Source organism: Treponema bryantii (assembly GCF_036492245.1).
Classification (GTDB): domain Bacteria; phylum Spirochaetota; class Spirochaetia; order Treponematales; family Treponemataceae; genus Treponema_D; species Treponema_D bryantii_C.
The window spans coordinates 1,950,530-1,976,664 of record NZ_AP025286.1 but is presented as its reverse complement, the minus strand read 5'-3'; the positions used below and the strand labels follow the sequence as shown (position 1 = coordinate 1,976,664).

Here is a 26,135-nt window from a genome sequence, read left to right as displayed (position 1 = left end):
CTCTTTTTTTTATTGTGCACTTCTAAGCCCGTGCCAGGCCTTTACTCAATCTGTCATAAAACGAAAGTGTTTCTGGTTCCTGAATTACTTCCGTTATCTCAAGCCGTTTCTCTCCGCTCCTGGCAAAAGGATTTGCTGGAACACAACAAATAGAAAATTCCAGAAGCTCCTGCTTTCTGAAAATCAGATCGCATTCGCGGTCTTTTGCTTCAAGGAATTCAACTTCCTCCGCAATAAATCCAACTGAGCCACAGCGTAAAGCTCCGGCCTTAACTCTCTGGCCGATACTCCATCCGAACTCGTCAAACTCTTTTGAGTTGAATACAATATCTCCCTCCAGGACTGTTTCGGCTTTTACGTTTTCGGCATAGCCGATTGCCGGAATAGTGTAATCATGACTCCAGAGGATTACAGGATTCGCAAGATAGTTCTTCAAGTTCCATCCGGTTGGATCTACTTTTTCAAAATCACGGTCCACATCAAAGGTACTCATTACCCAATGAAATGAATCTTTCTGTACATCAATGCTTTTGAAAACTTCGACCTGCGGCGAAACTTTTCCGCCGTGTGTATTTTCTTTTAAGAAACTCAAAAGCTTTTCACGGCATCCAAGTTCTTTGTTTTCAATACCATCAACTTTGACTATCAAATGCAGCTCCTTAAATTAAATTTTTCCATCTGCTTATTCAGAATTGCAAAGTCATTCATACACTTATAGCCAATTTTCTTCTTAAGCCAGTGAATATGATTTCCTACAGCACTCAACGAAATGTGCAGACGGTCACTGATATCTTTTAATTGATATCCCTGTCCAAGTAAAAGTCCAATCTGATATTCCAAATCAGTTACCTCAGTAATTGCTTTTCGTTCATTTTTGCGTACATGTCGATTTTCAAGATAGTCAAAAACTTCCTGCTGGAAGTAAGGTCTTCCAGTGCTGATAACTTTGAGTTTTTTTACAAAGTCATCAACTCTTTCGATATTGCTCATAAAGCCGTCAACCTTCAGGTCATAAAGCCTTATGCCAAAATATGGAGAACAATCGCCAGATTCACAGAAGTAGATTTTGTTGCTCTCATTCATAGTTTTCAAAGCCGCAATATTGAACTTCAATACATAACTCATATACAATCTGTCAAAAAAGATTGCATTGCCGGCGTCATACTTTAAATGATACAAAGCCTCAGTGTCATTCATGTCATAAATAACCTGTGCCTGTGGAAAAACTTTTTTAACTGAACATTTAATTATTTCTCTTGCGCATTCATCGGTAGTTGAAATAAAAACATTTTTCATTAGTTTTTTGACTCCTTAGTACTTTCTGAATCAACTGCAGTCAGAGAAGAGGGCTTATACCAGATGTCGCCCCACGGCTTTTCGTTTTCTCCCCGTTGTCTCAAAACATCATTTATCGTCTTGAGACCTGCATTAATCTCAGCGATATCCCGGTTGCTCTGGGCGTCCTCCGATTCCTGCAACTCGGGAATGGAATTAAGATTGAACTCGCCGGTTTCCGACAAATTAAATCTTCTGAAAAACTGCACTTCAAGAATCTGTTCAAAGTTTCTTAGAAGAGGTATCAGCGTAAAGTTCCAGAATGCACGGTGCTGGTTTTCTGTATCCGTGCCACTTAAAGAGCTCTTGGAATCTTGTATATTTGCCACTCGTGGCGGAATGCCGTATTTTGCCAGAAGAGTATAAAGATTCCATTTTTTCATATCATAAAGTTTCAGAACATCAGGGCTAAAAGTAAGCGGCTGATACTCTGTGCCTTTACCTAACACAGCAACACGATTCTTCATGCCGCGGCCATACTTTCTGTCCCAGGTTCTAGCTAAAAGTTCTGCTTCAGCTTCTGTTAATACCTGGTCCGTTTTCAGTAATCCTTTCGGTACGCCTCCTTCTTTAAGCAAGCCTGTGTTCTGCTTTGCCGCAAGCAAATCCTGTTCAACCTCAAGCCCCAAACTTACCAGCGGACTTACGCCCCTGTAAACATTCCATGGGTTCCAGTCCTTAAAATGAATTATTTCATCTGGAAGAATCATCAGTGGCCGTCCACTGACTTCTTCTGTATAGACCCACTTAGTAATTTTTCCATCATTCACAACGTGCTGCATATTACGAGGATTAAGAATGTATATTTCAGTTGGAATTCCACAGACATAATTTTCCCCGAACCACCAGAAGGCTTCACCGTCCAGACTCCACCAGGCACAAGTCTGTTTCCATAAATCAAAGCGGCTCAGATTTTTATTTGGATATCTAAAAAGATTTGCTAGGGACGTTTCACGTTCAACCGTTCCGTTTTTACGAACTTCGAATTCAGCTCTCGCAACATTACGAGTTAAAATATCGATGCACACAGAAACCCAGGCATGCTGCAAATATGGATCCGTGCAGGTTTTCTTTTCCCTGACACTAAAATCTTCAGCCACATCCTCGCTATTGAGTTGATTGAAACTCTGCAATTGCTTCTGCTGCTTCTTTCTGAATAAACTCACTTTTCTGTATACCTTATTTATCCGTAATTATCTGAAAGCCTTTAACCAAAAAATCGGTGTAATAATTTCAAAAGACTCTCATCTTTTCTGTTAGACCATTACAACGCCACTGGTTACGGCACTAAAAATTGCGTATCGCATAGCGTCCATGTAATGGTCATTAACTTTTATAATCTGATTATTCTCGTCGCGGGAATAATCCCAAATCTCCCCAAGAACTCCGGTACAGTCTTTGCAAACAAAAAACTGTCCACGTTCAATCTTTGCAATTATGTAATCAATTCCTGCATCCACAGAGTTATTCGCTTTCACGCCGCCTGGAATCTCTTGTATTCTTTCGCCACCTGCCGGGTCACAGTAGGTAACGAAACTTTCTTTGTACCAGTCTTTCGCAGTCTGCTGCTCAACACTGGTTTTTGTCGTAATATTAAAGCCACCAAAATCAGCGATAACATAAACTTTCTCTCCAAGCCAGCCAATTTTTACGGCTGCAATATGTAAGCCAAAATCCTGTCCGCCGGTAAACTTATCAAACTTCTTCGGAAGCTTGTTGCGTGGAAGAATCATAGACTCTTCAAACTTCTCATAAACAGAGCCGTCTGGTTTTACCCATAGACCGTCACGGAATCTTGCACGCTGCTTTTCCGGCATGTTGTCCAGGATGTCGCTGATATAATCTTCATCAAGATTCTCAGCGTTATCCATCGGGTTCAAAACTGCAGAAGCGTAAAGCTCCGGCTTGTTTAGTTTTTCATCCGTTCGAGGTTCAATTTTTCGAATGAAAACTTTGTATGCCCAATGCATCGGGCTACATGGGTTACAGTCATAAAAGAACTTGTTCTTGCAGCCTTCAACTTTCATAGCCAATCGGCTGTAAGCTGTAGTAATCGCAGAGTAAGAAATCTGACTTACTTCGTTAAAGTAAATCGTCACATACTCGTGGCCCAAAATCCTATCAACCTGTTCTTTATCTCCAAGACCGCCAATCCAAATCTCAGAACCATTCCAGAGAGTAATAAGACCATCGTGAACATTCGCTTTATAGTTCGAAGCTCCGATAGTTTTATTCAGCCAGGGTAGCAGCGTTTCATGCAGTACAGAACTTCGAGCATCCTTTGCACGAAAGCGGCAGATCAGATGTCTGCTTCCTGGATAACGGCAGGCACGAAAGATAATAGCCATTACAAGAACCGTAGTCTTTCCCGAACGTGAACCGCCAAAAAGCAGAATGTGTTTCGCAGAACTACTAAGCAGTTCCAGGGCTTTCTTCTGTACAGCTGTCGGCTTAAAAAGCTCTCTCATAAATCCTTAAAAGAATCTGCAAAAGTAATTGCCAGTTCTCCCTGGACCGGCTTTGCATTTTCTTTATCAGCACCTGTAATAAATGAATCAAGCTTTGCAGAACGCTCAAGCAAATCCATTGCGCCGTCAGCATTTAATTCATCCGGCTTCAATGTTTTAATTCTCTGAGCAACAAGCTCATCAAAGCCGTTCAGCATTTCCATCTGGCGTTTCTTACGTTCAACACGTTCAGCCAGTAATTCTCTTTCAATCTCCTTTGCAATGTATGCGTCGTATTCAGCAGCACGTTCATCCCAACGGAACAGTCGTGCATAACGCGCCCAGGAGCCGTACTTCTTCGGCTCAATACCGTGCATTTCCATACAAGCTTTAATGCTTCGTTTGTAGCCCATAGCACGGTAAAGACAGAAAGCCTTAAAGGCCTTGGAAGACTCTTCTGGTAAACGTACTTCCCAGGACTTTAAGTTTTCTGTGTTATCAAGTTTGCCGGTTGGTAGTTCAGCAACTTGTTCTCCCACCAAAAATCCTCCTTGCCTTATGGTCTATTTTTCAATCACAACTTTCTGGTTATGATAAAAAGCAACATCACGTCTGTTGCAGTCCTGTATTCTTACAGGGTGGCCATGGTTCACAGTTACAGTCACCGTGTAATCCCCGTGTTCAATTTTTATTCCGTTACGGAACATGTCACGAATTTTATCAAGCAGTTCGTCCTCATCCTTCAAATTCAAACTCTTCCTCCTCAGTAAAGAAATGTTTAGGCTGTACGACATTCATACCAAGCCAGTTAAACAAATCACACTTGCGGAATACAATGCGTTTACCAATTTTTGTGTAGGGAATAAAACTGCCTTTTACAAGAGCATAGAGATAGCATTTACTTATGGTCAGATATTTAGCCGCCATATCAATGCTTAATATGTTAGGAAATCCATCAGCTGTATAAGCTTCTGATTCATCCTGCAATTCATTTTCAGCCATACACAAACCTCTCGTTTCTTAAGTTTCTGAGGTTAGTATAAAGCTGAAAAAAAATTGCGGAGGTTAATTATTTTTAACCAATGGGAAAATATAACCGCTTTTATGCAGCATTTATGATAGAAAGACGGCTCTGTTCAAAGATTTCACGAATAGAATTAAAGTGCTCGTCCGTCATATGATCAGCATAATGCTTAGTCATTGCAGGAGTTGTATGTCCAAGAACTGCCTGAACGTTTCTCATGTCAGTCATATTTGCAAGATAAGTTGCACAGAAATGTCGCAGGCTGTAAAAGTCTATATTACGTTCTTTGCGTTCTTCTTCCGAAACTCCAATTCTGTGAAGAGCATTAAAGAATCCGTCATCATAATACTGCGGAAGGAACGGTTTGTAATCATTTGCCTTGGACCAGAAAACAAAAGATTCTGCATTAGCACCAGGGCACTTTTGAGCCTGGACCAAAAGCCGTAAGATAATGTTATGAGCAACCGGAACTTTTCGCACAAGGTTTGTTTTCGTGCTTTTCAAATATCCGGTACGATGCCAGCTATGGCGGATAGTAAGAATATCTTTTTCAGCATCTATATCTTGAACCTGTAAACCAGAAATCTCTCCTGGGCGCAGACCACTGAAAGCAGAAAGATTAAAGGCAAGATACATAACTTCGTTATCCCATTCCAATTCATAAAGCTCTTTAATTTCACGCTCACTAGGAATGCCGCGAGCCGTAGCGTCAGACTTAGAAAAGGCCTCAACATTCGCCATTGGGTTACTGTGTATAATTCCTTTATTCTTAAGCCACTTCAATCCGGTTGCTCCACAAGTGCGGGCATGGTTAATAGTCGCACCTTTCAAATGGCGGAAGTTCGCAAGCTCCTGCAGAAAGTCTTCGAGGTACTGCTCAGTCAATTCACCAACAGTAAAATCTTCGCCAAAGAACGGCAGCCAGTAACGGTCCACCATACCGCGCATTTCTTTACAGTGGTAATCTCCGCAAGGCTTTTTATGTGCACGTTTATTTTTTATGTACTCAGATTTTTCCGGATCCCAGAAGTTCTTAAGGAACTCGCACAAGTTCAAATTACATTCTGGGTTCAGAGCTTCATAACATTTGTTCGCAATTTCTTGCGGAATCATGCCGGAATCTGCAAGGGCATTTTTTCTGTGAACAATGACCTTCGCTTTTTTCGGAAGATCAGAAACAGAAGGCGCAGCTTCTACTACCGGAGTAGGAGCAGGAATTGGAGTTGTAACAGGAGTTGAATTAAGGGCGGGATTTCCAAAGCGAACAGAAAGAGCATTGAACAATGTGAGTGCTTCAGAATCAGTAAGACGTGTCAGGAGTTTATTAATATCGATTCCAGATCCGGACGGAGCAGACCGCGAATTAAGTTGCCGAGCCTGTTTATCTGGTGTTCCTTCCTTGTGCCATTGAGCCGCAATAAGAAGGGCCTCAGAATAGTCAGCAGTATGCGTAGACTTATAAGGGGTCATAAGACCAGTTTCAGGATTTACAAACCGAACAGAATAGTAGCCATATCTGTTTTTAGAAATGTAAAATGGACGCATAAAAAACTCCTCGTTTTCAAAGCAAACACACCTAAAAGCCAGAACATGCTAACAAGTTTGCTAACATTTTTGCTAACTTTCGAGATATGCTTACCAAAAACGCCGTTTTTTCCATCCAGATTTCTAAAAATAAGGCCAAGAAAAAGTCAGCATTAAAAGTAAAATGTCACCGCTAAATCCTTATAGAATAGTAATTTAGCAAAAAAAAAGACTTCTGGTTTCCCAGAAGTCTTTTCGTGCCACAGGTTGGAATCGAACCAACGACATACGGATTTTCAGTCCGGCGCTCTACCAACTGAGCTACTGCGGCGTTCAGTTGATGTATCTTAATATATAGAAAATGCTCATTTGTGTCAATAGCAGATAAGGCAAATTTTAAAAAAAATTATTAAATGAATTTCAAATTACAGACTTTAAAAAATGCAAATACTGTGTTAAAATGACACACTATGAAATTAAATAAAAATCTTGTTTTTTTTACTGGCGGTGGTACAGGAGGTCATATTTATCCTGGACTTGCTGTTGCAGATGAATTAAAAGCTATTTCGAAATCAAATAATTACAATATATCAATTAACTGGATTGGCTGTTCAAAAGGAATGGATAAAAACATTGTTGATAAAGCAACTGGTCCTGATGGTAATAAAACTGTTGATAAGTTTTATGGCATTCCTTCTGGAAAACTCAGAAGATATTTTTCTTTAAAGAACTTTTCTGATTTATTCAGAATTGCAGGTGGATTTTTTGCAGCTTATCATATACTTAGAAAAAACAAACCAGCTGTGCTTTTTTCTAAGGGCGGTTTTGTAAGTGTTCCTCCATGTCTTGCTGCAAGATTGCTTCATATTCCTGTTTATACTCATGAATGCGATTTTACTTTAGGACTTGCAAACAGACTCAATTTTAAGTCTGCAGACTGTATGTTCGTTTCTTATGATGAAACAAAAGCAAGACTGTCTGTAGCTGAGCAGAAAAGAGTTGTTGTTACTGGTAATCCAATTCGTCCTGTTTTTTACAATACCAATCCTCAAAAAGGTCTCGAATTCCTGGGAATAAAAGAAACATCAAAGCCTGTTCTTCTTGTGCTTGGAGGCAGTTCAGGAGCACGTCAAATAAATGAACTGGTATACGATAATATTGATTTTCTAACTGAAAACTTTGTTGTAGTTCATCAGACTGGATTATTAAATTCAGATGACAATCGTTCTGCAGTTCTTTCTGAAAAATATGGCGATTCATATAAACCATATAATTTTATTTATAAGGAAATGCCGGATGTTGTTTCCTGTGCAGATGTTATTTTAAGCAGGGCAGGGGCAAACTCAATATGGGAAGCTGCTGTATTACATAGACCGATGGTTCTCGTTCCTCTTTGTGGTAATGGTACAAGAGGTGACCAGGTTGATAATGCAGAATTCTTTAAATCTCATGGAGCAGCAGAAGTGCTTCTGGGGCAGCAGGCTGATTCTGAACATCTAAAAGAATCTCTTTCAAAAATGATTGAAAAAGAAAACAGAATTGTATATTCAGAAGCCTTAAAAAAGCTGACAGAAGGAGAAATCCCTGCAAATAAAATTGCAAAGATTCTTTTTGATAAAATAGGAGAGAAAAAATGAGCTTTACTGTTATTGACTGGATTTTCAGTATAATAATTCTTATATTTGCGATTTCTGGAGTTATTAAAGGTTTTATTGATAATGTCTTTGGAAAAATTGCTTTTATAGCAGGAATCATATTAGGCTATATATTTTATAAAGATATAGCAACAGGTTTACTTAAGGATATCAAAGTTCAGTTTGCAGCAAATATAATCGCATTCCTTTTAGTTTTTGTTGTTACTTTCTTAGTAATTAAGCTTATACAGATGATTATATCTAAGGTATTTCAGTGGAGTATATTAAAAAGCCTCGATCGTACTCTAGGATTTATTTTTGGAATGGTTGAAGGGGCTGCAGTTGTTGGACTTATTATATTTTTGTTTAATGCGCAGCCTTTCTTTGATGCAGATAAGATTTTTGATGGAAGCTTTTACTTTAATATCGTATCCAGCCTGTTTATGTCTTCTAAAGAGGAGATAGGAACTCATGTTTGAAAATCTAGTTAATCAGGAAGCGGGAAAACTTCTTGCAGCTGATATAAAACATAACAGACTCCCTGGTGCAATTTTATTTGCAGGTCCGGAAGCCAGCGGAAAACTCACTGCTGCACTTGAGACAGCACGTATTCTTTCCTGTCATGAGGCTCCTCAGGGAAAATGGATGTGTACCTGTCCATCCTGCTTGCAGCATAAGGCTCTTGTATGCTCAAATCTTATGGTTATGGGACCTAGAGACTGTTCTCTGGAGATCTCAGCAGCTGCTAAAACTTTTACGGAAGCTCATTTTATAAATGCAAAATATATTGATGCTGCCAGATATCTGTTTTTAAGAAGTGTAAGAAAACTGACGCTCCGTTTTAATGGTATTCTTTGGGAAGGGGATACAAATCTTAATAAAATCGGAAGCCTTATAGAAGAAATTAACGAAAGCCTTGAACAGCTTGATTTTCCTCGTGAACTACCGGACGTTAGTAATGTTAAAAAGTTATGCGAAGAAATTACAAAGCAGTGTATGAAGCTCGAAGATGAATATCTGTATGATTCGATTCCAATAAATCAGGTTCGAAATATGGAAGGTTGGGCTCATATAAAATCTGAAGAAGGCCGTAAAACTGTTATTATAGAAAATGCAGACAGAATGCAGACCAGTGTACGAAATGCTCTGCTCAAAATCCTGGAAGAACCACCAGAGGATGTTGTTTTCATTCTTCTTACTTCAAAAAGAAATGCTATTATGCAGACAATTCTTTCGCGTGTAAGAACCTATAATTTCCTGGAACGAACAGAAGAACAGCAGCTGGAAGTTATAGAGAGGGTTTTCCATAATGATGATTTTAAGGGAAATCTTCATGATTATCTTCTTACTTATCTTCCAGTTACTCCATCTGAAATAAAAGCACAGGCAAGAATATTGTATAATTCGGTTTCAAGTCGCCAGATCTGCAACATAGAAGAAATTGTAAAAAAGTGTGAAAAGTTCTATCCAAGAATTGAACTCAGACTATTCCTTCTAAATATTTCAAATTTCATGCGTCCTATGCTGAAAACTCAGGCTGGCAGTGAAGCTGCTGCAAAAGCAATGGAATTACTGCGAAACTGCAGCGATAATATTACTTTGTATAATCAGTCACCTGCCTCAGCATTGGAAATACTTTTAAGAGATATGTTTGCGTTGAATAATCAGTTTGGAGGTATATTTTGCGCAGCTATGTAAAACGAGTTAAGCAGAAAGCCGAAAAACTTTCAAAAGAACAAGTGCTTTCTCTTCTTGAAGATGTAGTTGATGAGAATGAAAACCTTTTCTCTGTTCTGGAATCCCTATCAACAGGTCTTTTAATTATTGATGATGATTACAGACTTCTTCGATATAACACAATTGCAGAAAGCTGGCTTCCTTTTTCTGAAAGACTTGAAGATATTCTTGGAACGGAAAATGCAATCTGGGAATATGTTGAAGATGAAGATGTCTCAAATTTCCTACGAAATTGTATGGAAAAAAATACTACCAACTGTTCAGAAGATTTTTCAACAGTAACTTCTGGAGGTTCTGTACGATTTCTTACAGTTACAATTTCACCGCTTATAACTGAAGGAGAATTAAACGGAAAGGTTATTCTTGTCCGCGATATAACTGAAAAGAAAAATCAGGATATTCTTCTTCACCGAATGGAAAATCTTGCAAACCTTACAAATCTTGCAGCAGGTATGGCCCATGAAATAAAAAATCCTCTTGGTGCAATAAGTATTCATATACAGCTGATTCAAAAAGCTCTTGCTAAGGCCCGTGAAAATGATGATAAACTTCCGGCTCCAAAATTTGTTGAAGATCATATTGATATAGTAAATGAAGAAATCGATCATTTGAACAAACTGGTTATGGATTTTCTTCTGGCTGTACGTCCTGTTAAGGCACAGCTGCAGCTTAAGGAACCTGATAAATTAGTAGAAAATCTTGTTTCTTTCTTTAAGCCGGAATTTAACAGAGAAGGAATTGAAGTAATTTTCAAATCATCTGAAAGCGGAAAACGAATCCTCCTTGATGAAAAACTTTTCCGTGATGTAATAATGAACATTTCGCAGAATTCTCTGGCTGCAATAAAATCAAAATATATCGGTGACAGAATTGGTGCAAAATTCTGTATTTCCAATTCTGTTCGGGAAAATAAATTCATCATAACAATTGCTGATAACGGTTGTGGAATGTCTGAAGAAACTCTTGCAAAAATCTTTGAGCCTTATTATACAACAAAGGCAAACGGCACGGGTCTTGGAATGACAATGGTGTATAAAATTATTAAAGAATTTTCTGGTGAAATAATTGTTGATTCAAAAGAAGGCGAGGGAACTGCCTTTACAATTACCTTCCCAATTCCGCAGAAAGATACAAAACTATTAACTTCTGAAAGCCGCTAGGAGGAAATCACTTTGACTATTTTAACTATCGATGATGAAGAAAATATTCGTAATGGACTTGCTGACAATTTTGAACTGGAAGGTTATGAGGTAAAGCAGGCTGCCAATGGTGCTGAAGGTCTTGAGCTAATTGCACAGGGCGGAATTGATCTTGTGATTACAGATCTTCGAATGGATGGAATCAGCGGCAGTGAAGTAGTGCAGAAGGTGACTACTGACTACCCGGGAATACCGATTATTGTTCTGACCGGTCATGGTAGTATTGATGATGCAACCGCAGCTTTGAAGGCTGGTGCATTTGATTTTTTGACTAAGCCACTTGACCTGGACCACTTAAATAAAATTGTAAAAAATGCACTTCAGGGAAAAATTCTTGCAGAGCAGAATCGTGAACTTAAAGAAAAACTTTTAAAATCTGAAAGTCCAGATGAGATGATCGGAAAGAGCGACTCTTTAAACAGAGTCCGCCAGATGATTTCAAAAGCAGCTCCGGCTAGAGCGAGTGTACTGATTACAGGAGAGAGTGGTGTCGGTAAAGAGCTCGTTGCAAAAGCTGTTCATGAACAGTCGGACAGAGCAGACAAGCCTTTTATTGTTGTTCATTGTGCAGCCCTTTCTGAGACCTTAATTGAGAGTGAGCTTTTTGGATATGAGAAAGGCGCTTTTACTGGAGCAGAGTCAATTCACAAAGGACGTTTTGAACTTGCAGATGGAGGCACTCTTTTTCTTGATGAAATTGGAGAAGTCAATCTTGCAACTCAGGTTAAACTTTTACGTGTACTTCAGGAACATAAGTTTGAAAGAGTGGGCGGTGAAAAATCTATTGAGGTTGATGTTCGTGTTGTTGCAGCAACAAACAGAAATCTTGAAGATGAAGTTAAGGCCGGCCGCTTCAGAGAGGATTTGTTTTATCGTTTGAATGTAGTTCGAATTGAGATGCCAAGTCTGCGTGAGCGCATGGATGACATACCTCTTTTAATGCATGCTTTCTTGCGCGAGTTCAATATTGAAAATAAGAAAAATATAAAAGGCTTCGATAAGACTTCAAAATCTGCAATGATAAAATACAGCTGGCCTGGAAATATCCGTGAACTTAAGAATGCTGTTGAGAGTGCAGTTGTAATGTGCACAGGTGATGAAATTAAAATGGAAGATTTACCAAGAGCTCTCAGAGCTCAAGGCGAAGAAAAGGTAATTTCAATTCCTATTGGCATAACAATGGATGAAGCAGAGAAGATCATCATCCAGGAAAACCTTGCAGCTAACAAAGGGAACAAATCAAAAACAGCCGACATTCTCGGAATTGGCCGTAAGACTTTACATAGAAAATTGGAAGAGTTAAATATTGAATAAGCCTATAATCGAAGAACCGTTAAAAAGCAAGCCGATAGGGTTGCTTTAGGTTCATCGAAAAAATGGCTCAGAGGCAAGCTGTGCTTGCCGATTGTATAAATATGTATAGAGAAATTATATGTATAATATTTTATACAATAAGTAATGTCTAAATTATTTTACTATACATTCTACTTTATACCAAAGAAATCACATAAAATTTTATATGAATTCCTTATATCATCAACACTTATCTGTCTAATATTTTGTACATCATGAGAATATTGTATAGTGTTTTGTGTATCAGGATGCACTTCTTTAAGCTTTTTATGATATGCAGTTGTAATATCTTTTTGTGTAAACGGGTGTACTATATCTAGTGTGGTTAGTGCATTTTGAATTTGTGGTGAAAAATGTATATTATATGTATATTTATGCAATTTTATTACTTCGCCGGTAGGAATCTGCTTTTTTTTCTTAAAAATACGGTGATTGAGCTTGTTAAAACTGCTTTTAATAGAATCAGACCCCGAATCTGAGGCGTTTTCTGTATGCTCTCTTTGCGAGCACTTAACCTCCGGTTCAGGGGCTGTTTTTATTGTTTCTTGAGGAATTTCGCCTGATTCAAGTGCTTCGTTGAGCATTTCGCCCAGCTTGTCGTACATATCAGGCATAATTCCTCGCGCGCCTTGCAGCTGTTTTAGATTTCTGTTCCAGAAGAAATAACTGCACCCTTACGGATAACAATAATGCCGTCTGCACTGTAGAAGCTGCCGTGATCGCCGTCTTCGTACTTCTTTCCGCTTACGCCGATTTTACAGTTATCACCGATTCTTGCGTTCTTATCGATGATTGCGTTGGCAATTTTACAGTTTTTACCGATTCCAGTACTTGGTTTACCGGCTTTTTCGTTTTCAGCCTTTTCTTCTTCTGTGTCGTAATAGTCGGCACCCATCATGATTACGCCGTTAAATTCAGTTCCTTCATTGATGATTGAGCGTACACCGACAACAGATTTATTGAATTTTGCATCTGTAATGATACATCCTTCAGAAATAAGGGAAGCATTGATGTCTGCCTTGTTGATTTTTGAAGGTGGAAGGTTGCGCATGTGTGTATAAATTGGCTGTGTCTGTCCAAAGAAGTCGAATGTTGGATTTGGTTCGCACAAAGCAATATTTGCATCATAGAAGCTGCGGATGGTTCCGATGTCTTCCCAGTAGCCGTCGAATACATAAGAACTGATTTTCTTCTTACCGATGGCGAGAGGGAGGATTTCTTTACCAAAGTCTGTGTATTTTTCGTTTTCGCCGCCAAGCATTTCTTCCATTGTGTCAGCATTGAAGATGTAAATACCCATTGATGCAAGGTATTCCTTCTCTGGTGGAAGGCTTCCGCGTGCTTCTGCAGGAATCTTCCAGTCGTCAATGTTCAGATCTGGCTTTGGCTTTTCCATAAAAGCTTTTACATGATTCTGGTCATCAATCTGCATGATACCAAAACCTGAAGCGTCATGGCGGTTTACGGCAGTTGTAGCGATTGTGATTTCAGCACCAGATTTGATGTGGGCATCCATAAATGCACGGAGGTCCATCTTATAAAGCTGGTCACCAGAAAGAATTATGTAATGAGTTGGTTTCTGAGTCTTAAAGTGAATAAAGTTCTTACGAACGGCATCGGCAGTACCTTCATACCAGCCTGAATGTTCAAGAGTCTGTTCTGCAGCAAGAATTTCAACAAATCCGCCAGAGAAACGGTCAAAATTATAAGAATTTGAGATGTGAAGATGAAGTGAAGCCGAGTTGAACTGAGTAAGAAGGTAAATCTTCTTGTATCCCGAGTTAATACAGTTAGAAATAGGGATATCTACAATTCTGTATTTTCCGCCGAATGAAACGGCTGGTTTTGAACGCTCTTTTGTAAGCGGGTAAAGACGTGTTCCTTTTCCACCACCAAGAATGATGGACAGTACGCGTGGTTCTGTGTTTGCCATAGAAACTCCTTTTGATGATGCATTTTGCAAATAATATTTATGCTATGAAAATTATTATAAGACTGAAAATACGTATTTGCAAATTATTTCTATTAAAATTCCGGCTGCTTGCATTTGCCTATGATTTAGTTATATGCTATATTAGTGATAGTAATACTATCAATTATAATGCACTGCTATCAATAACATAATTCAGAGGTTTTTATGAAATCAAAATTCTCAAAAATCAGATGTATTGCAGCTGCCTTTACTTTCGTTTTTATTTCAGCTGTATTTTTAACATCCTGTAAAGCTAAAAAAGAAGATGTAAAAATTGACCTGACACAAGGATGGACTTATTCTCTTGTTGAAAATGCGGGTTCAGAAGATTTTACTGCTTTTGATAATGCAAAACTCGGTAATCTCGAAACTCTTGTCCCTAAACAGTATGGTTTTATCTGGCTTAAAAAGACTTTTACAGTGCCGGAAGAGCTTAAAAATCAGAATCTTGGTGTTTATCTTGGCCGTATTTCAATTGCAGATGAAACTTTTGTAAACGGCTCTTATATAGGCGGTGAGGGAAAATGCCCTCCAGATGAATTCAGTGCCTGGAATACAGCCCGCTTTTATACAATTTCCCAGGCTATTTTGAACAGTGGAGAAAACGAAATCCTCATAAAAATCTGGGTAGATGCGGAAGGTTCCGTGGTTTCAAATCCTTTTATCAGTACAGTTGATACAGCACGCAAAGCTGCTTCCCGCGAAGCTTTCTGGAACAGCAAAATCAACCTGATTTTTGCGTTTCTGATGCTGGTTATTGCCGCTTATCACCTTATGCTGTACTTCAAAAACAAGAATGAAAAGGAAAACAGAATGTTTGCCTTTATAAATATTCTGTCAGCACTTTATCTTTCTGTATTTTTCTATGGAGAACTTCCGTTTGCCTTTGATTCAAAGGTTTCATTTTTGTTCTTCCAGAAGGTTTTCTCTAATTCTCTGCCTTTCTTTATCTGCTATATGGTTATTTCATTTATAATAACCTTTGTACATTCTACAGAAAAAAAGGCTGTAACTTATATAAGACTGGCATTCCTGATTTTGCCTGTAGTAATCATTCTTTTTGCTCCTGATTACAGAATCCTGCGTTCTATGCGCTGGACTTTTATGATGCTCATTCCTCCAATGCTTTACCTGTTCTTTGTGATTATCAGAGCACTGGTAAAAAAAGAAAAGGATGCTGTTACTCTGCTTTTCGGTTTTTCTCCGCTGCTAGTAATCTTCCTCATTGATATCATAGTTCATAATATTCTTAAGATTTACAGTTTTCCGTATATTACATCGATTGGCTGGCAGCTGGTAATTGTAAGTCTGCTTTTTATTCTTGCAAACAGATTTGTAAATTCAAGAAGACAGGTAGAAGAATTAAATAGAACTCTTGAAAACAAGGTTGAAGAACGAACAAAAGAGCTTTCGGAGTCTAATTCAAAACTTTCTGAAGCTAATAACCAGCTGGAACTTACAAATAATCAGCTGATTGATGCAAAGAAAAAGGCAGACCGCGATCTGAAGCTTGCGGCAAATGTTCAGAACAGCTTTTATAATCCGTCACTCCCGCATTTTAAAAACTGGGATGTAGTCTATCATTTTAAGCCTGCAGCAGGTGTTTCTGGTGATTTGTATGATTTTTTCCATGACGGAAAGGAACTTCAGGGAGTTGGCCTTTTTGATGTTTCAGGCCATGGTATTGCTTCGGGTCTTGTAACAATGCTTGCCAAAAACGTTATCGACAGAAAATTCCGTGAATGTGCAAATCTTCCGTTCTCAAGAGTTGTTTCAGAAATAGACAGACAGATTACAGAAGATAAGGGCGATATTGAAAATTACCTTACGGGTGTTCTTTTACGCATTCAGGGAAATCAGGTTGAACTGATAAATGCCGGACATCCAAAGGTATTTATCCGCACTGCAAAAAATGGACGATGTTACCCGGTTGAACCAAAAGAACCTGTTGAAAAAAATGGAATTATAGGTTTTGGCGGTCTAAAACAGGAATTCAAAGCTCTAAAATTCAAAATGCAGAAGGGTGACAGTATTATCCTGTACACAGACTGTCTCAACGAATCTGAAAATAAGGAAGGTGAACAGTTTACAGAAGCACGTATTGCAGCAGCTTTTGAAGATGCTGGCATCGGAAGTGCGAAGAGTAAGCTTGATTACGTGCTTAACCGCTTTTACAAGTTCACTGAAGGCACAATAGTCAAGGACGACCTTACTGTGATTGTTCTGCAGTATAATCCTTAATTGATATAAGAAGAAAGTTGATGTAAATCAAATTTCCCCCTAAACAAATTTTTTCAAATACCGAAATTATAGGTAGATGTAAATAAATTCTAAAAGGGGGAATTAAATAATGATTCGAGGCTGGTATACCGGAGCTTCCGGTATGAATGCACAGCAGAACAGGCTTGATGCAATTGCCAACAATCTTGCGAATGTAGATACAACAGGCTACAAACGTGATGTTGTTGCAAGCAAGAGTTTTCCTGAACTGCTGATCCGCCGTACAAATCTTGACGGTGTTTATCACACAACCGAAGGTTCTGCAGATGCAGCACCTGTAATCGGTAAGCTTGGTCTTGGTGTAGAAACAAATGAGAACTACATTGATTTCGCACAGGGCTCTTTCAAAATCACAAATACAAAGACAGATACAGCTCTCAGCGGTGAAGGTTTTTATGTAATCGATACTCCGCTTGGCGAGCGCTATACACGCAACGGAAACTTCTTCATCGGTAAGGAAGGAATTCTTGAGACTAAGGACGGATATCCTGTTCTTGGTGAAAAAGGATACATCTACGTTGAAGATGACAAGTTTAATGTAAATGAAGACGGAATTATCGCTCACGAAGAAAACGGTGAAGAAATAGACCGCTTTAAGGTTGTTCGTTTTGATAACGAGCGCTACCTCAAAAAGATGGGCGAAAGTTTTTATGCTACAAACGACATTGCAGGCCCTGCACACATTGCAGAAGGTAATGAGCGTCCTCGCTTCCTTCAGGGCTATACAGAAACAAGTAATGTAAATGTTGTAAATGAAATGGTTCAGATGATTGAAGTAAACCGTGCTTACGAAGCTAATCAGAAAACAATTCAGTCTGAAGATTCTATGATGAGCACACTCTGGCAGAAAGTGGCTGTGCTTCAATAAGCAATAAAGGAGGAAGAAGCTAAAAGATTGCTGCGCACTGCTCGCAATCTTTCTTAACGCTTCTACGATGTTATATGGTTAGATCACTTTGGACAGCAGCTACCGGAATGAACGGTCAGCAGGCAAATATTGATGCAATTTCGAACAATCTTTCAAATGTAAATACTACTGGTTACAAGCAGCAGCGCGTTGAGTTTGAAGACCTGGTTTATCAGAATCTTAAGCTCGCAGGAACTCCTGCAACTGAAGATACTGTTACTCCGGTTGGAATTCAGCAGGGTACTGGTGTTAAGGTTGGAGCTACTCAGAGAATTATGAATCAGGGTTCTCTCCAGAATACAGGTGTTGATACTGATGTTGCTATCGTTGGTGAAGGTTTCTTCCGCGTTCAGAAATATGACGGAAGCTATGCTTATACACGCGACGGTTCTTTCAAGGTAGATTCAGCTGGTCAGCTTGTAACAAACAACGGTCTTAGAGTAATCCCGGAAATCATTCTTCCTGAAGGATACGACGTTTCAACTTTGAACGTAACTCAGACAGGTCTTGTTTCTGTAAAAATCAACGGAGAAAATGATCCTGTTGAAGTTGGACAGCTTGAGCTTTACAGATTCCCTAACGCTGTAGGTCTTCAGGCAGAAGGTGACAACCTTTTCAAAGTAACTGCAGCAAGTGGTGAGGCAATTGCCGGCCGCCCTGGTTACGATGGATTTGGTGATGTTCGCCACAAATTCCTTGAAATGTCGAACGTTTCTGTCGTAAACGAAATGGTTCAGATGATTGTTGCACAGCGTGCTTATGAGTTTAACAGCAAGGCTATCCAGACTTCGGATACAATGCTGAGTACAGCGGTAAATCTTAAGAGATAGCGTCATTGCGAGGAGCGTAGCGACGAAGCAATCTGAATAAATGGATTGCTTCGCTGCGCTCGCAATGACGGGTAATGTGCTCGCAATGACGGGTAATGTGCTCGCAATGACGGGTAATGTGGGAGAAATAAAATGAACGTTGGATTGATATCAAATACATATAGCGGAATTACAGGTGGACAGGGCGCACTTCAGAGTGCCCGCTCTTCTGCTGAAACTTCTAAATTTGCAGAACTCGTAGAACGCTTCAAAAATCAGAATGAAGGACGTGGAACTGTTTCTTCAAGTCAGATTGCTGATAATGGCCGTCTCAACGGTGAATATACAACAGGTTTTGCAGGTACTTATACTTCGGAAGCAGACAAGAATTCTCGTCCAACTGGTGCCGCTGCTAATCAGGCAAATATCCACGTTCAGCAGAAAAATATTGATAGAACTTCTGAGTTGTATGAAAAATCAATGCAGCTGGAAAGTTATTTTGTAAAACAGATGCTTTCTGAAATGAGAAAGACAGTACATAAAAGCGGTGAGTCTGACTTTGCCCGCCAGACTTACGAAGATATGCTCTATGATGAGTATGCAGATTCTATGACAAAAAATGCGGGTTTTGGTCTGGCTGATCAGATTTATCTTTCACTGGTCGGCTGATTTACTAAACATTGCTTAGCTTTCAGAGACCCTCTCTGATTATTTGTTTACATCTACCCCCTGACGTCGTCGGCGTTCAGGGGATTTTTATTTGTATGGAATTGTAAGTTTATCTTGCTAAATCAGGATGCTGTTTGTAGTAGTTCCTTTTATCTTCATACATTGCTTCGTCTGCAATATGCATACAGCTTCTGAGGTTTTTGCCATCAGTTGTCCAGTCGTAGCCAATTGCAAGACAGACTTCTGAACCATAACCGCTTTCTGCACGTAAGGCTTCAATCTTCTTTTCGAATTCTTCTTTATGACATTCCTGAACAATTACAACAAATTCATCCCCACCAGAACGGTAAATTTCATAATTACCAAAATGCTTTGTAAGAAGTTTTGCTGCATTGCGTAAGAGCTGGTCTCCGGCTTCATGACCGCCCGTATCATTGCATTGCTTTAGTCCATTTAAATCTGCAAAAATAATACCAAACGGAGTTTTTACTGAATAACTGTTATTTACGTGCCAGTCTACGCGGGCATTCATTGAGTTACGGTTTTTAACGCCCGTAAGAGTATCTATATTACTCATGTATTCAAGACGTTCCATAAGATTATTATTGTTAATCTCAGAAGAAAGGAAAAAGGCTGTGAGCTCTATAAAATCTTTAAGCTGGACAATCTGTTTTACATTAAAGTTAGTGATGAACAGAACTCCCGTCATTTTATTTCCCTGCATGAGAGGGGCTAGAATAAGGGAATGTACTCCAGCAGCACGAAGACTTTCAACCCAGACAGGATTTAATTTTGCAAGATTATTCATATCAAAATCATCTTTTACAATGACACAATCTGTAGATTGCAAAGTTTTTTCCCAGGAGAATACAACTTCGGGTGTAAGATAAGGATCAAAATCTGACATTTTAATATTCGGATCGCTGAAGGAAGAACAAAGCGTAGCATATTTTTGGCGTTCTTTATCTATCATAATTATGCAGCTGCTGAAAGATTCAGTCTTCTCTTGAATATCAGCTATTACTGTATTCATCGCTTCATAAAAGTTTGTTGCACCACGAAGTTTAAGGCAGGTTTGAATGACAAAAGGAGCTGTTTCCAGGGAAATATTTGAAAGTTTTTCTGCATCAGGAGTTTTAGTAAACTCAAAATAGAACATGAAATAACTTAATTTTTCGGTATCGTATTCTTTTGAAAGCGGGATATAGGTTGCATCTGTCCATATTCCCATGGATTTTGTATCAACATAGGAATGAAGATGCTGCTTATTTACTGCACAGCGGAAACAGAAATCTTCAAAATTATGTTCTTTTGGAATTAATTCTGAATAGAGCATATCATCGTGATAGTTAGGGCCCATAATCTGCTTGTATTGTGAATTTGCACGGACAATTCTGATTTCACCCCAATGTCCATCAGCTGTTTTTTCAACAGAAAGAACTGCGGCCGCCATAGAATAAATATCAACTAATTCCTGAAAATCCATACGGATATATATTTTAATCGATAAGTTAGGAAATAACAAATAATTTATGAATATTATTTACTCAAGAAAAAAATACTTATATTATAATATCATAAGAAAAATTAAAAGAAGGTAAGGTTATATGAAAAGAAAAAGTTTGATAATTTTGTTCTTAGATTGTATTCTTTGTTCCTGTAAAGGTATTACAGGTCGTACAGAAAGACTCAGTTACAATCCTGTAAAAATGACTAAGCAGTTGACTCAACGAAGTTTTGATTCATCAAAAGCTATTGAAGAAATGTCTCGTGAAAGAACCGAAAAACGCATTCCTTTTACTATGAATTACCAGTGGTGTTTTGGAAAGCCTGTAATTGATTTTGATCCAGAACATCATATTTATATGCAGGTAGATACTGGTTTTACAAGAAACTGGTATCACACATCCTTATTGCGAAAAATGAATCTTTCAGATGAAGATTTTATGAAAGAAGTAATTGCCAATATCAGAAAAAATCATTCAGATGTTTCAAATGCGCATCCGGATGATGAGGAACTCAGTAACTATCTAAAAAAAGAATGGAAAAATTATAATGAGAACTGGCTTGCAGAAGCCTGGATTGGGGACACCGTTTTAAGATATGATCCTGCAAGTGATCCTTCATTTGATGGCGTTCTTGGTGAAGATTTTTTAATGCAATATAAACGGGTTACCTTTGACTTTGTAAATAATTATTTGATTTTGGATGATGAAAAACTTGATGGAACTGAAATTCCTTTTGTCCAGACTTCAGCTAAGGAAGTTTTGATCAATTTTACTTATAAAGGACAGCAGGAACTTGCAATGATTGATACTGGAAATTACTGTTTTACTCCAAGACATAATCTTGGAGATGGTAAACAGGATTATGATATCAATGATAATTCAAATTATGGTCTTGCTTATAATGGAAAAGTTCCTGTAACTCCACGTGTAATGCAGACTTATGATGATATAAAAATCGGCCAGGTAACATATAACAATATGAAAGGTGCTTATTCTACAATCCGCGGTTCAGGTTTTGTAAAAGGGTCTCAACTTCATTTGATGAAATTAAATAATTTGGGAAATGTTTTCTTCTATGATCATGTAATTCAAATTGATTATGCTGATAAGGTGTTCATTATAAAGTAAATGTGATAAAATAGATTTTATGCAAAATAATGAATCTGTTTCTTTGCCGGAAGATTTTCACGGCGTTCACATACATTTTGTTGGTATTAAGGGAACCGGAATGGCGGCTCTTGTTGAAATTTTGTTTCACAAGGGTGCTGTTATTACCGGTTCTGATGTTTCAGAACGTTTTTATACTGATGAAGTTCTGGAAAAACTTGGTTTACATGCAGTAGAGTTTGGTGCTGAAAATATTACGGATGATGTCCAGTATGTAATTTATTCTTCGGCTTATAAACTTGATAAAAATCCAGATTTGATTGAAGCGGTTCGCCGTGGTGTACCTTGTCTTTTGTATACACAGGCTCTTGGTTCTTACAGCAGCCGTGCTTATTCATGCGGAGTAAGCGGTGTTCATGGAAAAACTTCTACAACTGGTCTTGCTGGTACAATTCTTAAAGAGATTGATTTACCGAGTCAGGTTCTTGCGGGCAGTGTAATTAACTCGTTTGGCGGAACCTGTACTTATACGGCGCCTTCTGTAGCTTCTGAAAACACCGCAGATGCCGGACGTTCTGTGTTTGTTGCTGAAACCTGTGAGTATCAGCGTCATTTTATGAGCTTCTTTCCTCAGAAGATAATTCTGACTTCTGTTGAAAGTGACCACGAAGATTATTATCCGACCTACGAAGATATCCGTAATGCCTTCGTTGATTTTGTGTGCAAATTGCCACAGGGCGGCGAGGTAATTTACTGTGCCGATGATAAAGGTGCGTGTGAGACTGTAAAGCTTGCACTTGAAAAGAGAGCTGATATTGCGGCAATTCCATATGGGGAAAAGGCAGTCGCTGTGGGCGGCGGTGATTTTACCGTAAAGTTCGGTAAGGTTGAAAATGAACGTAATTGTTTTACTCTCGGTTTATTTGCTGAAAAAGGCGAGTTTGCTTTGAGTATGCCGGGCCGCCACGAGGTGCTGGATGCGGCTGCGGCGGTTGCTTTAGTGTGCCGCCTGCTTGTTGCTTACGGAAAGAATCCGCTTGATTACTATGAAAATATAAAAGCCGGGCTGTTGAAATTCAGCGGTGGAAAACGCCGCAGCGAAATAGTAGGGCGCTTTACAAATAAAAACGGAGCCGAGGTAATTGTTCTTGATGATTACGGTCACCATCCAACTGCCGTAAAGACAACTCTTGAAGGTTACCGTGAATTCTACAAGGGCCGCAAAATCATTATTGATTTTATGAGCCACACTTATTCGAGAACTCAGGCTTTACTGAATGAGTTTGCACGTTGTTTTACAGCAGCTGATGAAGTAATTTTACATAAGATTTACAGTTCTGCACGTGAAAATCCTGCAGATTTTGATATTACAGGACACACCTTGTATGAGGCTGTGCTTGCAACCGGACAGAAGAACGTTCATTATTATGAAGAGATTCTGGATGCGGCAGATTTCGCAAAGGCTGAACTTGAAAAGCCGCTAGGCACTGAATATCCGGACGGATACCTCTTTGTAACAATGGGTGCCGGCGACAACTGGAAACTTGGTAAGGAGATGTGTAAGGCCGCTGGCGGCCGGTGTTAAATAGCAAATCGTTAAAAAAAATGCGTAAGCATTTTTTAGCTTTACCTTAGGAGAAAAAAATGACATCAATGACAGGCTATGCCTATGAGGAAAAATCAACAGAAGAAGCAACCGTTTCTGTTGAAATAAAATCTGTAAACTCACGCTTTCTGGATCTTGCAATAAATCTTCCGCCATATCTGAATCCGCTGGAAAGCTATTTCAGAGCTAAGATTACAGAAAAGGTTCTTCGCGGAAAGGTAGATGTTTATATCAGAGTTCGTGAAAACGAAAGCGATTCAGAAGTAATACCTGATACAAACGCTGCTGTTGCATATATGAACGCAATTAAAAAGATTGCTGAGGCTACCGGTTTTGCAGATGATGTTTCTCTCGGACTGATTATAAGTCAGCCGGGCGTTTTGAATGTAAACCGCAAATATGATGTAGAAAAATATAAGGCAATGATTGAGCCTGTTTTTGATGCAGCCCTTACACGTTTTATGGATGATCGTATGCGTGAAGGCGAAAATATGAAGGCTGATCTGCAGAAAAAGTTAGAAAAACTCTCAGAGTGTGCAAAAATTTTTACAGAATGGCAGCCTAAAATGGAGCAATACTTCAAGGAACAGATTACAACCAAGTTCCGCGAGCTTCTCGAAGACAAGGCTGATGAAAACCGCATTATGACAGAAACTGCGGCAATGCTTGTAAAATATACAATCAATGAAGAAATCGTTCGATTGAACAGCCATATTGCTGCAATGCGCGATGAATTAGCAAAAAATCCGGCACCTGGAAAGAGACTGGACTTTATCTGCCAGGAAATGAACAGAGAAATCAATACTATTGGAAGCAAGAACCAGTTTGCCGAAGTTGGCGCAATGGTTATTACGGCTAAAGACAGCTTGGAAAATATAAGAGAACAGTCAAAGAATGTAGAATAAGCCTATAACCGAAGAACCGTTAAAAAATGAGCTGCGACAGCGGGTCATTTTAGGTTCATCGAAAGAACGGCTCAGAGGCAAGCTGTGCTTGCCGACTCAGAAAGGAGGATTATAATTGAAACTGAACAAAGAAATCCGTATCGCAATCAGCGGAAAATCTGGCTGCGGAAATACTACTGTGAGCGGTCTGCTCTCAAAAACTCTTGGAGTTACACTTATCAACTATACTTTCCGTCAGCTGGCAGCAGAAAAAGGTATGACTTTACCGGAAGTTATTGAAGCTGCTAAAACAGATGACTCTTACGACAAATACGTAGATAAACATCAGGTAGAACTCGCACTTGCAGAGCCTTGTGTATTGGGAAGCCGTCTTGCTGTATGGATGCTCAAGGAAGCAGATCTTAAGGTTTATCTTTTTGCAAGTGACGAAACCCGCGCCCGCCGTGTTTTCAACCGTGAAGGCGGCGATCTCCAGCAGATAAAAGACTTTACAGCTATGCGTGACAGCGAAGATACCCGCCGTTACAAAGAATTCTACGGCATAGACAATAATGACTATGCTTTCTGCGATTTGATTATTGATGTTAATGAAAAAACTCCGGAAGAAATTGTAAATGTAATTCTGGATAAACTTGTAGAAAAAGGACTTATTGAAAAATAAAAAAAGCGGTGGTTTCAACCACCGCTTTTTTATTACAAGTTTGCAATTAACCAGTCTTTGAACTGATTATAATCATTTTCCATTGGAATAGCGTTGTCAGGAAGTCTCATAACAGCTTCGAGACGGTCCGGCATAGGAGGTTCCTTTCCGATTGCATCAGTTACGATTGAACCGAACTTAGCAGGACTTGCAGTTTCAAGAATTACGCCGACAGCGTTCTTTTTAACAACTTCGTTGCCCCATGAAGGAACATTTGGTGTAAGACCTGGTTTATTCCAGTCGTTCTTTTCACCTGCAATGAGTTTTTCCATAGCACCGCTGCGGATATCATCCCAAGCCTGCCAGCCGATTGCTCCGTGAGGATCAATAATGTAGCCGGTTTTGTCATTACAGCTCTTGATTGCGTCTTTAATTCCGTCATTATCAAGCCAGTAAGAAGCAAAGAGTTCACGAACCTGATCGAGAGTATACATAGCCTTAATGCGTTCGTAGTTACTTGGAGCACCAACGTCCATAGCATTTGCATATGTTTCAACTGAAGGGCGGGCATTGTAATCGCCTGTAGCAATCCAGTCTGGAATAGTCTTATTTGTATTAGTTGCGGCAACAAAACCAGCAATTGGAGCACCCATTTCGCGGGCAATAAGGCCTGAAGTAAGGTTACCGAAGTTTCCACTTGGAACAACCATAATGATTGCTGGATCCTGAATCTTGTTGTCCATTGCGCTTCTATTGCGAACTGTAAGAGCAGAGTACATATAGTAGAAGCTCTGTGGCAAAAGACGTGCAATATTGATTGAGTTTGCAGAAGAAAGGCGGAGTTTTCCGCGAAGTTCGTTATCTGTAAAGGCTGTTTTTACAAGTTTCTGACAGTCATCAAAAGTACCTTTTACTTTCAATGCACGAACGTTTCCTGTAAATGTAGAAAGCTGTTTTTCCTGAAGAGGAGAGATTTTTCCATCCGGATAAAGGATTGTAACATCAAGACCAGGAACATTGTGGAAAGCGCTTCCAACTGCAGAACCTGTATCACCAGAAGTTGCAACTAAAATGTGGAGTGGAGTGTCTTCATTTCTGTTGAAGTAAGACATTGTGCGGGCCATAAAACGTGCACCAAAATCTTTGAAAGCACAGGTTGGACCGTGGAAAAGTTCCATGATATAAGAGATTGCATCAGCAGGAACAACCTTTGGCTGGAATGGATATGCATCAGCAATGATTGCTGCAAGGTCGTTATCCGGAATTTCGCCTTCAACATAAGGCTTTGCCATATTAAAGGCAACGTCGCGGAAAGATGGGGCAGGATCTTTATTCAAAAGAGCCTTATCAAGCTTAGGAAACTCTACCGGAATGTAAAGTCCACCTGTTGCCTGATTCATTCCTCCCATAACGGCAGTTCTAAAATCAGCTTTAACGCTGCTGTCTCTTGTATCTGTATAAATCATTTTTCCATCCTTT

Annotated in this window: 25 protein-coding genes and 1 tRNA gene; 13 read left to right on the top strand and 13 right to left on the bottom strand. The window is 39.2% G+C overall.

The genetic code is table 11. The features are described from left to right. Positions 1–22: 22 nt before the first annotated feature. The 9 genes from AABJ44_RS08780 to AABJ44_RS08740 form a co-directional block, all read right to left on the bottom strand. Complete coding sequence (locus AABJ44_RS08780; protein ID WP_338368508.1) at positions 23–649, bottom strand: HK97 family phage prohead protease; 627 nt, start codon at positions 647–649, stop codon at positions 23–25. Beyond that, positions 646–1,296, bottom strand: coding sequence for a helix-turn-helix transcriptional regulator (locus tag AABJ44_RS08775; protein WP_338368507.1), 651 nt, complete (start codon positions 1,294–1,296; stop codon positions 646–648). Before AABJ44_RS08775 ends, AABJ44_RS08780 begins: the two co-directional genes overlap by 4 nt. Next, the gene (locus AABJ44_RS08770; protein WP_338368506.1) at positions 1,296–2,435 is read right to left on the bottom strand and encodes a phage portal protein; all 1,140 of its coding nucleotides are present in this window, start codon (positions 2,433–2,435) and stop codon (positions 1,296–1,298) included. The genes AABJ44_RS08775 and AABJ44_RS08770 overlap by 1 nt, the downstream gene beginning before the upstream one ends. A gap of 156 nt (positions 2,436–2,591) precedes the next feature. Next, positions 2,592–3,803 carry a phage terminase large subunit gene (locus AABJ44_RS08765; RefSeq protein ID WP_338368505.1) on the bottom strand — a complete coding sequence of 404 codons (1,212 nt, stop codon included), beginning with the start codon at positions 3,801–3,803 and terminating at the stop codon, positions 2,592–2,594. Further along, entirely contained in the window at positions 3,800–4,321 is a 522-nt protein-coding gene (locus AABJ44_RS08760) for a hypothetical protein (RefSeq protein WP_338368504.1), read from the bottom strand. The genes AABJ44_RS08765 and AABJ44_RS08760 overlap by 4 nt, the downstream gene beginning before the upstream one ends. A gap of 24 nt (positions 4,322–4,345) precedes the next feature. Beyond that, complete coding sequence (locus AABJ44_RS08755) at positions 4,346–4,534, bottom strand: hypothetical protein (protein ID WP_338368503.1); 189 nt, start codon at positions 4,532–4,534, stop codon at positions 4,346–4,348. Beyond that, on the bottom strand, positions 4,518–4,784 hold the full coding sequence (locus AABJ44_RS08750; protein WP_338368502.1) for an excisionase family DNA-binding protein: 267 nt from the start codon (positions 4,782–4,784) through the stop codon (positions 4,518–4,520). The genes AABJ44_RS08755 and AABJ44_RS08750 overlap by 17 nt, the downstream gene beginning before the upstream one ends. Before the next feature lie 100 nt (positions 4,785–4,884). After that, positions 4,885–6,351: a tyrosine-type recombinase/integrase gene (locus AABJ44_RS08745; protein ID WP_338368501.1), complete on the bottom strand. Its 1,467-nt coding sequence runs from the start codon at positions 6,349–6,351 to the stop codon at positions 4,885–4,887. Positions 6,352–6,588: 237 nt separating this feature from the next. Beyond that, positions 6,589–6,661: transfer RNA gene (locus AABJ44_RS08740), tRNA-Phe, on the bottom strand. 139 nt (positions 6,662–6,800) lie between these two features. On the opposite strand from AABJ44_RS08740, the gene AABJ44_RS08735 reads away from it, so the two are divergent. From AABJ44_RS08735 to AABJ44_RS08715, 5 genes are read left to right on the top strand one after another with little or no spacing between them, the layout of a single operon-like run. After that, complete coding sequence (locus AABJ44_RS08735; RefSeq protein ID WP_338368500.1) at positions 6,801–7,967, top strand: UDP-N-acetylglucosamine--N-acetylmuramyl-(pentapeptide) pyrophosphoryl-undecaprenol N-acetylglucosamine transferase; 1,167 nt, start codon at positions 6,801–6,803, stop codon at positions 7,965–7,967. Continuing rightward, entirely contained in the window at positions 7,964–8,443 is a 480-nt protein-coding gene (locus tag AABJ44_RS08730; RefSeq protein ID WP_338368499.1) for a CvpA family protein, read from the top strand. The genes AABJ44_RS08735 and AABJ44_RS08730 overlap by 4 nt, the downstream gene beginning before the upstream one ends. Further along, positions 8,436–9,662, top strand: a complete 1,227-nt coding sequence (locus AABJ44_RS08725; protein WP_338368498.1) for a DNA polymerase III — start codon at positions 8,436–8,438, stop codon at positions 9,660–9,662. Before AABJ44_RS08730 ends, AABJ44_RS08725 begins: the two co-directional genes overlap by 8 nt. After that, positions 9,647–10,861, top strand: coding sequence for a two-component system sensor histidine kinase NtrB (locus AABJ44_RS08720; protein ID WP_338368497.1), 1,215 nt, complete (start codon positions 9,647–9,649; stop codon positions 10,859–10,861). The genes AABJ44_RS08725 and AABJ44_RS08720 overlap by 16 nt, the downstream gene beginning before the upstream one ends. A 6-nt stretch (positions 10,862–10,867) precedes the next feature. Continuing rightward, the gene (locus tag AABJ44_RS08715) at positions 10,868–12,214 is read left to right on the top strand and encodes a sigma-54-dependent transcriptional regulator (protein ID WP_338371293.1); all 1,347 of its coding nucleotides are present in this window, start codon (positions 10,868–10,870) and stop codon (positions 12,212–12,214) included. Between the two features lie 170 nt (positions 12,215–12,384). Here the strand turns inward: AABJ44_RS08715 and AABJ44_RS08710 are convergent, their stop codons facing one another. Both AABJ44_RS08710 and AABJ44_RS08705 read right to left on the bottom strand, forming a co-directional pair. Further along, positions 12,385–12,867 (bottom strand): hypothetical protein, encoded by a 483-nt coding sequence (locus AABJ44_RS08710; RefSeq protein WP_338368496.1) that lies wholly within the window; start codon positions 12,865–12,867, stop codon positions 12,385–12,387. A gap of 26 nt (positions 12,868–12,893) precedes the next feature. Beyond that, complete coding sequence (locus tag AABJ44_RS08705) at positions 12,894–14,186, bottom strand: glucose-1-phosphate adenylyltransferase (RefSeq protein WP_338368495.1); 1,293 nt, start codon at positions 14,184–14,186, stop codon at positions 12,894–12,896. A gap of 204 nt (positions 14,187–14,390) precedes the next feature. On the opposite strand from AABJ44_RS08705, the gene AABJ44_RS08700 reads away from it, so the two are divergent. From AABJ44_RS08700 to AABJ44_RS08685, 4 genes are all read left to right on the top strand, one after another. Continuing rightward, a complete protein-coding gene (locus tag AABJ44_RS08700; protein WP_338368494.1) occupies positions 14,391–16,466 on the top strand; it encodes a SpoIIE family protein phosphatase in 2,076 nt (691 codons plus the stop codon). A 109-nt stretch (positions 16,467–16,575) separates the two neighbouring features. After that, a complete protein-coding gene (flgF, locus tag AABJ44_RS08695) occupies positions 16,576–17,373 on the top strand; it encodes a flagellar basal-body rod protein FlgF (protein ID WP_074640341.1) in 798 nt (265 codons plus the stop codon). 74 nt (positions 17,374–17,447) lie between these two features. Continuing rightward, positions 17,448–18,242, top strand: a complete 795-nt coding sequence (flgG, locus tag AABJ44_RS08690; protein WP_338368493.1) for a flagellar basal-body rod protein FlgG — start codon at positions 17,448–17,450, stop codon at positions 18,240–18,242. A 132-nt stretch (positions 18,243–18,374) separates the two neighbouring features. Then, positions 18,375–18,890, top strand: a complete 516-nt coding sequence (locus AABJ44_RS08685; protein WP_338368492.1) for a rod-binding protein — start codon at positions 18,375–18,377, stop codon at positions 18,888–18,890. Positions 18,891–18,999: 109 nt separating this feature from the next. Here the strand turns inward: AABJ44_RS08685 and AABJ44_RS08680 are convergent, their stop codons facing one another. Beyond that, positions 19,000–20,376, bottom strand: coding sequence for a GGDEF domain-containing protein (locus AABJ44_RS08680; protein ID WP_338368491.1), 1,377 nt, complete (start codon positions 20,374–20,376; stop codon positions 19,000–19,002). 121 nt (positions 20,377–20,497) lie between these two features. Here AABJ44_RS08680 and AABJ44_RS08675 point away from each other — a divergent pair, with 121 nt between their 5' ends. The 4 genes from AABJ44_RS08675 to cmk all read left to right on the top strand — a co-directional run bounded on the left by AABJ44_RS08675 (position 20,498) and on the right by cmk (position 24,677). Then, positions 20,498–21,526, top strand: coding sequence for a hypothetical protein (locus tag AABJ44_RS08675; RefSeq protein ID WP_338368490.1), 1,029 nt, complete (start codon positions 20,498–20,500; stop codon positions 21,524–21,526). 19 nt (positions 21,527–21,545) lie between these two features. Beyond that, positions 21,546–23,090 carry a UDP-N-acetylmuramate--L-alanine ligase gene (gene murC / locus AABJ44_RS08670; RefSeq protein ID WP_338368489.1) on the top strand — a complete coding sequence of 515 codons (1,545 nt, stop codon included), beginning with the start codon at positions 21,546–21,548 and terminating at the stop codon, positions 23,088–23,090. Between the two features lie 59 nt (positions 23,091–23,149). Continuing rightward, positions 23,150–24,016 carry a YicC/YloC family endoribonuclease gene (locus AABJ44_RS08665; RefSeq protein ID WP_338368488.1) on the top strand — a complete coding sequence of 289 codons (867 nt, stop codon included), beginning with the start codon at positions 23,150–23,152 and terminating at the stop codon, positions 24,014–24,016. 115 nt (positions 24,017–24,131) lie between these two features. Continuing rightward, positions 24,132–24,677, top strand: a complete 546-nt coding sequence (cmk, locus tag AABJ44_RS08660) for a (d)CMP kinase (protein WP_338368487.1) — start codon at positions 24,132–24,134, stop codon at positions 24,675–24,677. A gap of 32 nt (positions 24,678–24,709) precedes the next feature. On the opposite strand, the gene thrC is transcribed toward cmk, so the two are convergent. Next, positions 24,710–26,122, bottom strand: coding sequence for a threonine synthase (gene thrC, locus AABJ44_RS08655; protein WP_074640356.1), 1,413 nt, complete (start codon positions 26,120–26,122; stop codon positions 24,710–24,712). Between the last annotated feature and the right edge of the window lie 13 nt (positions 26,123–26,135).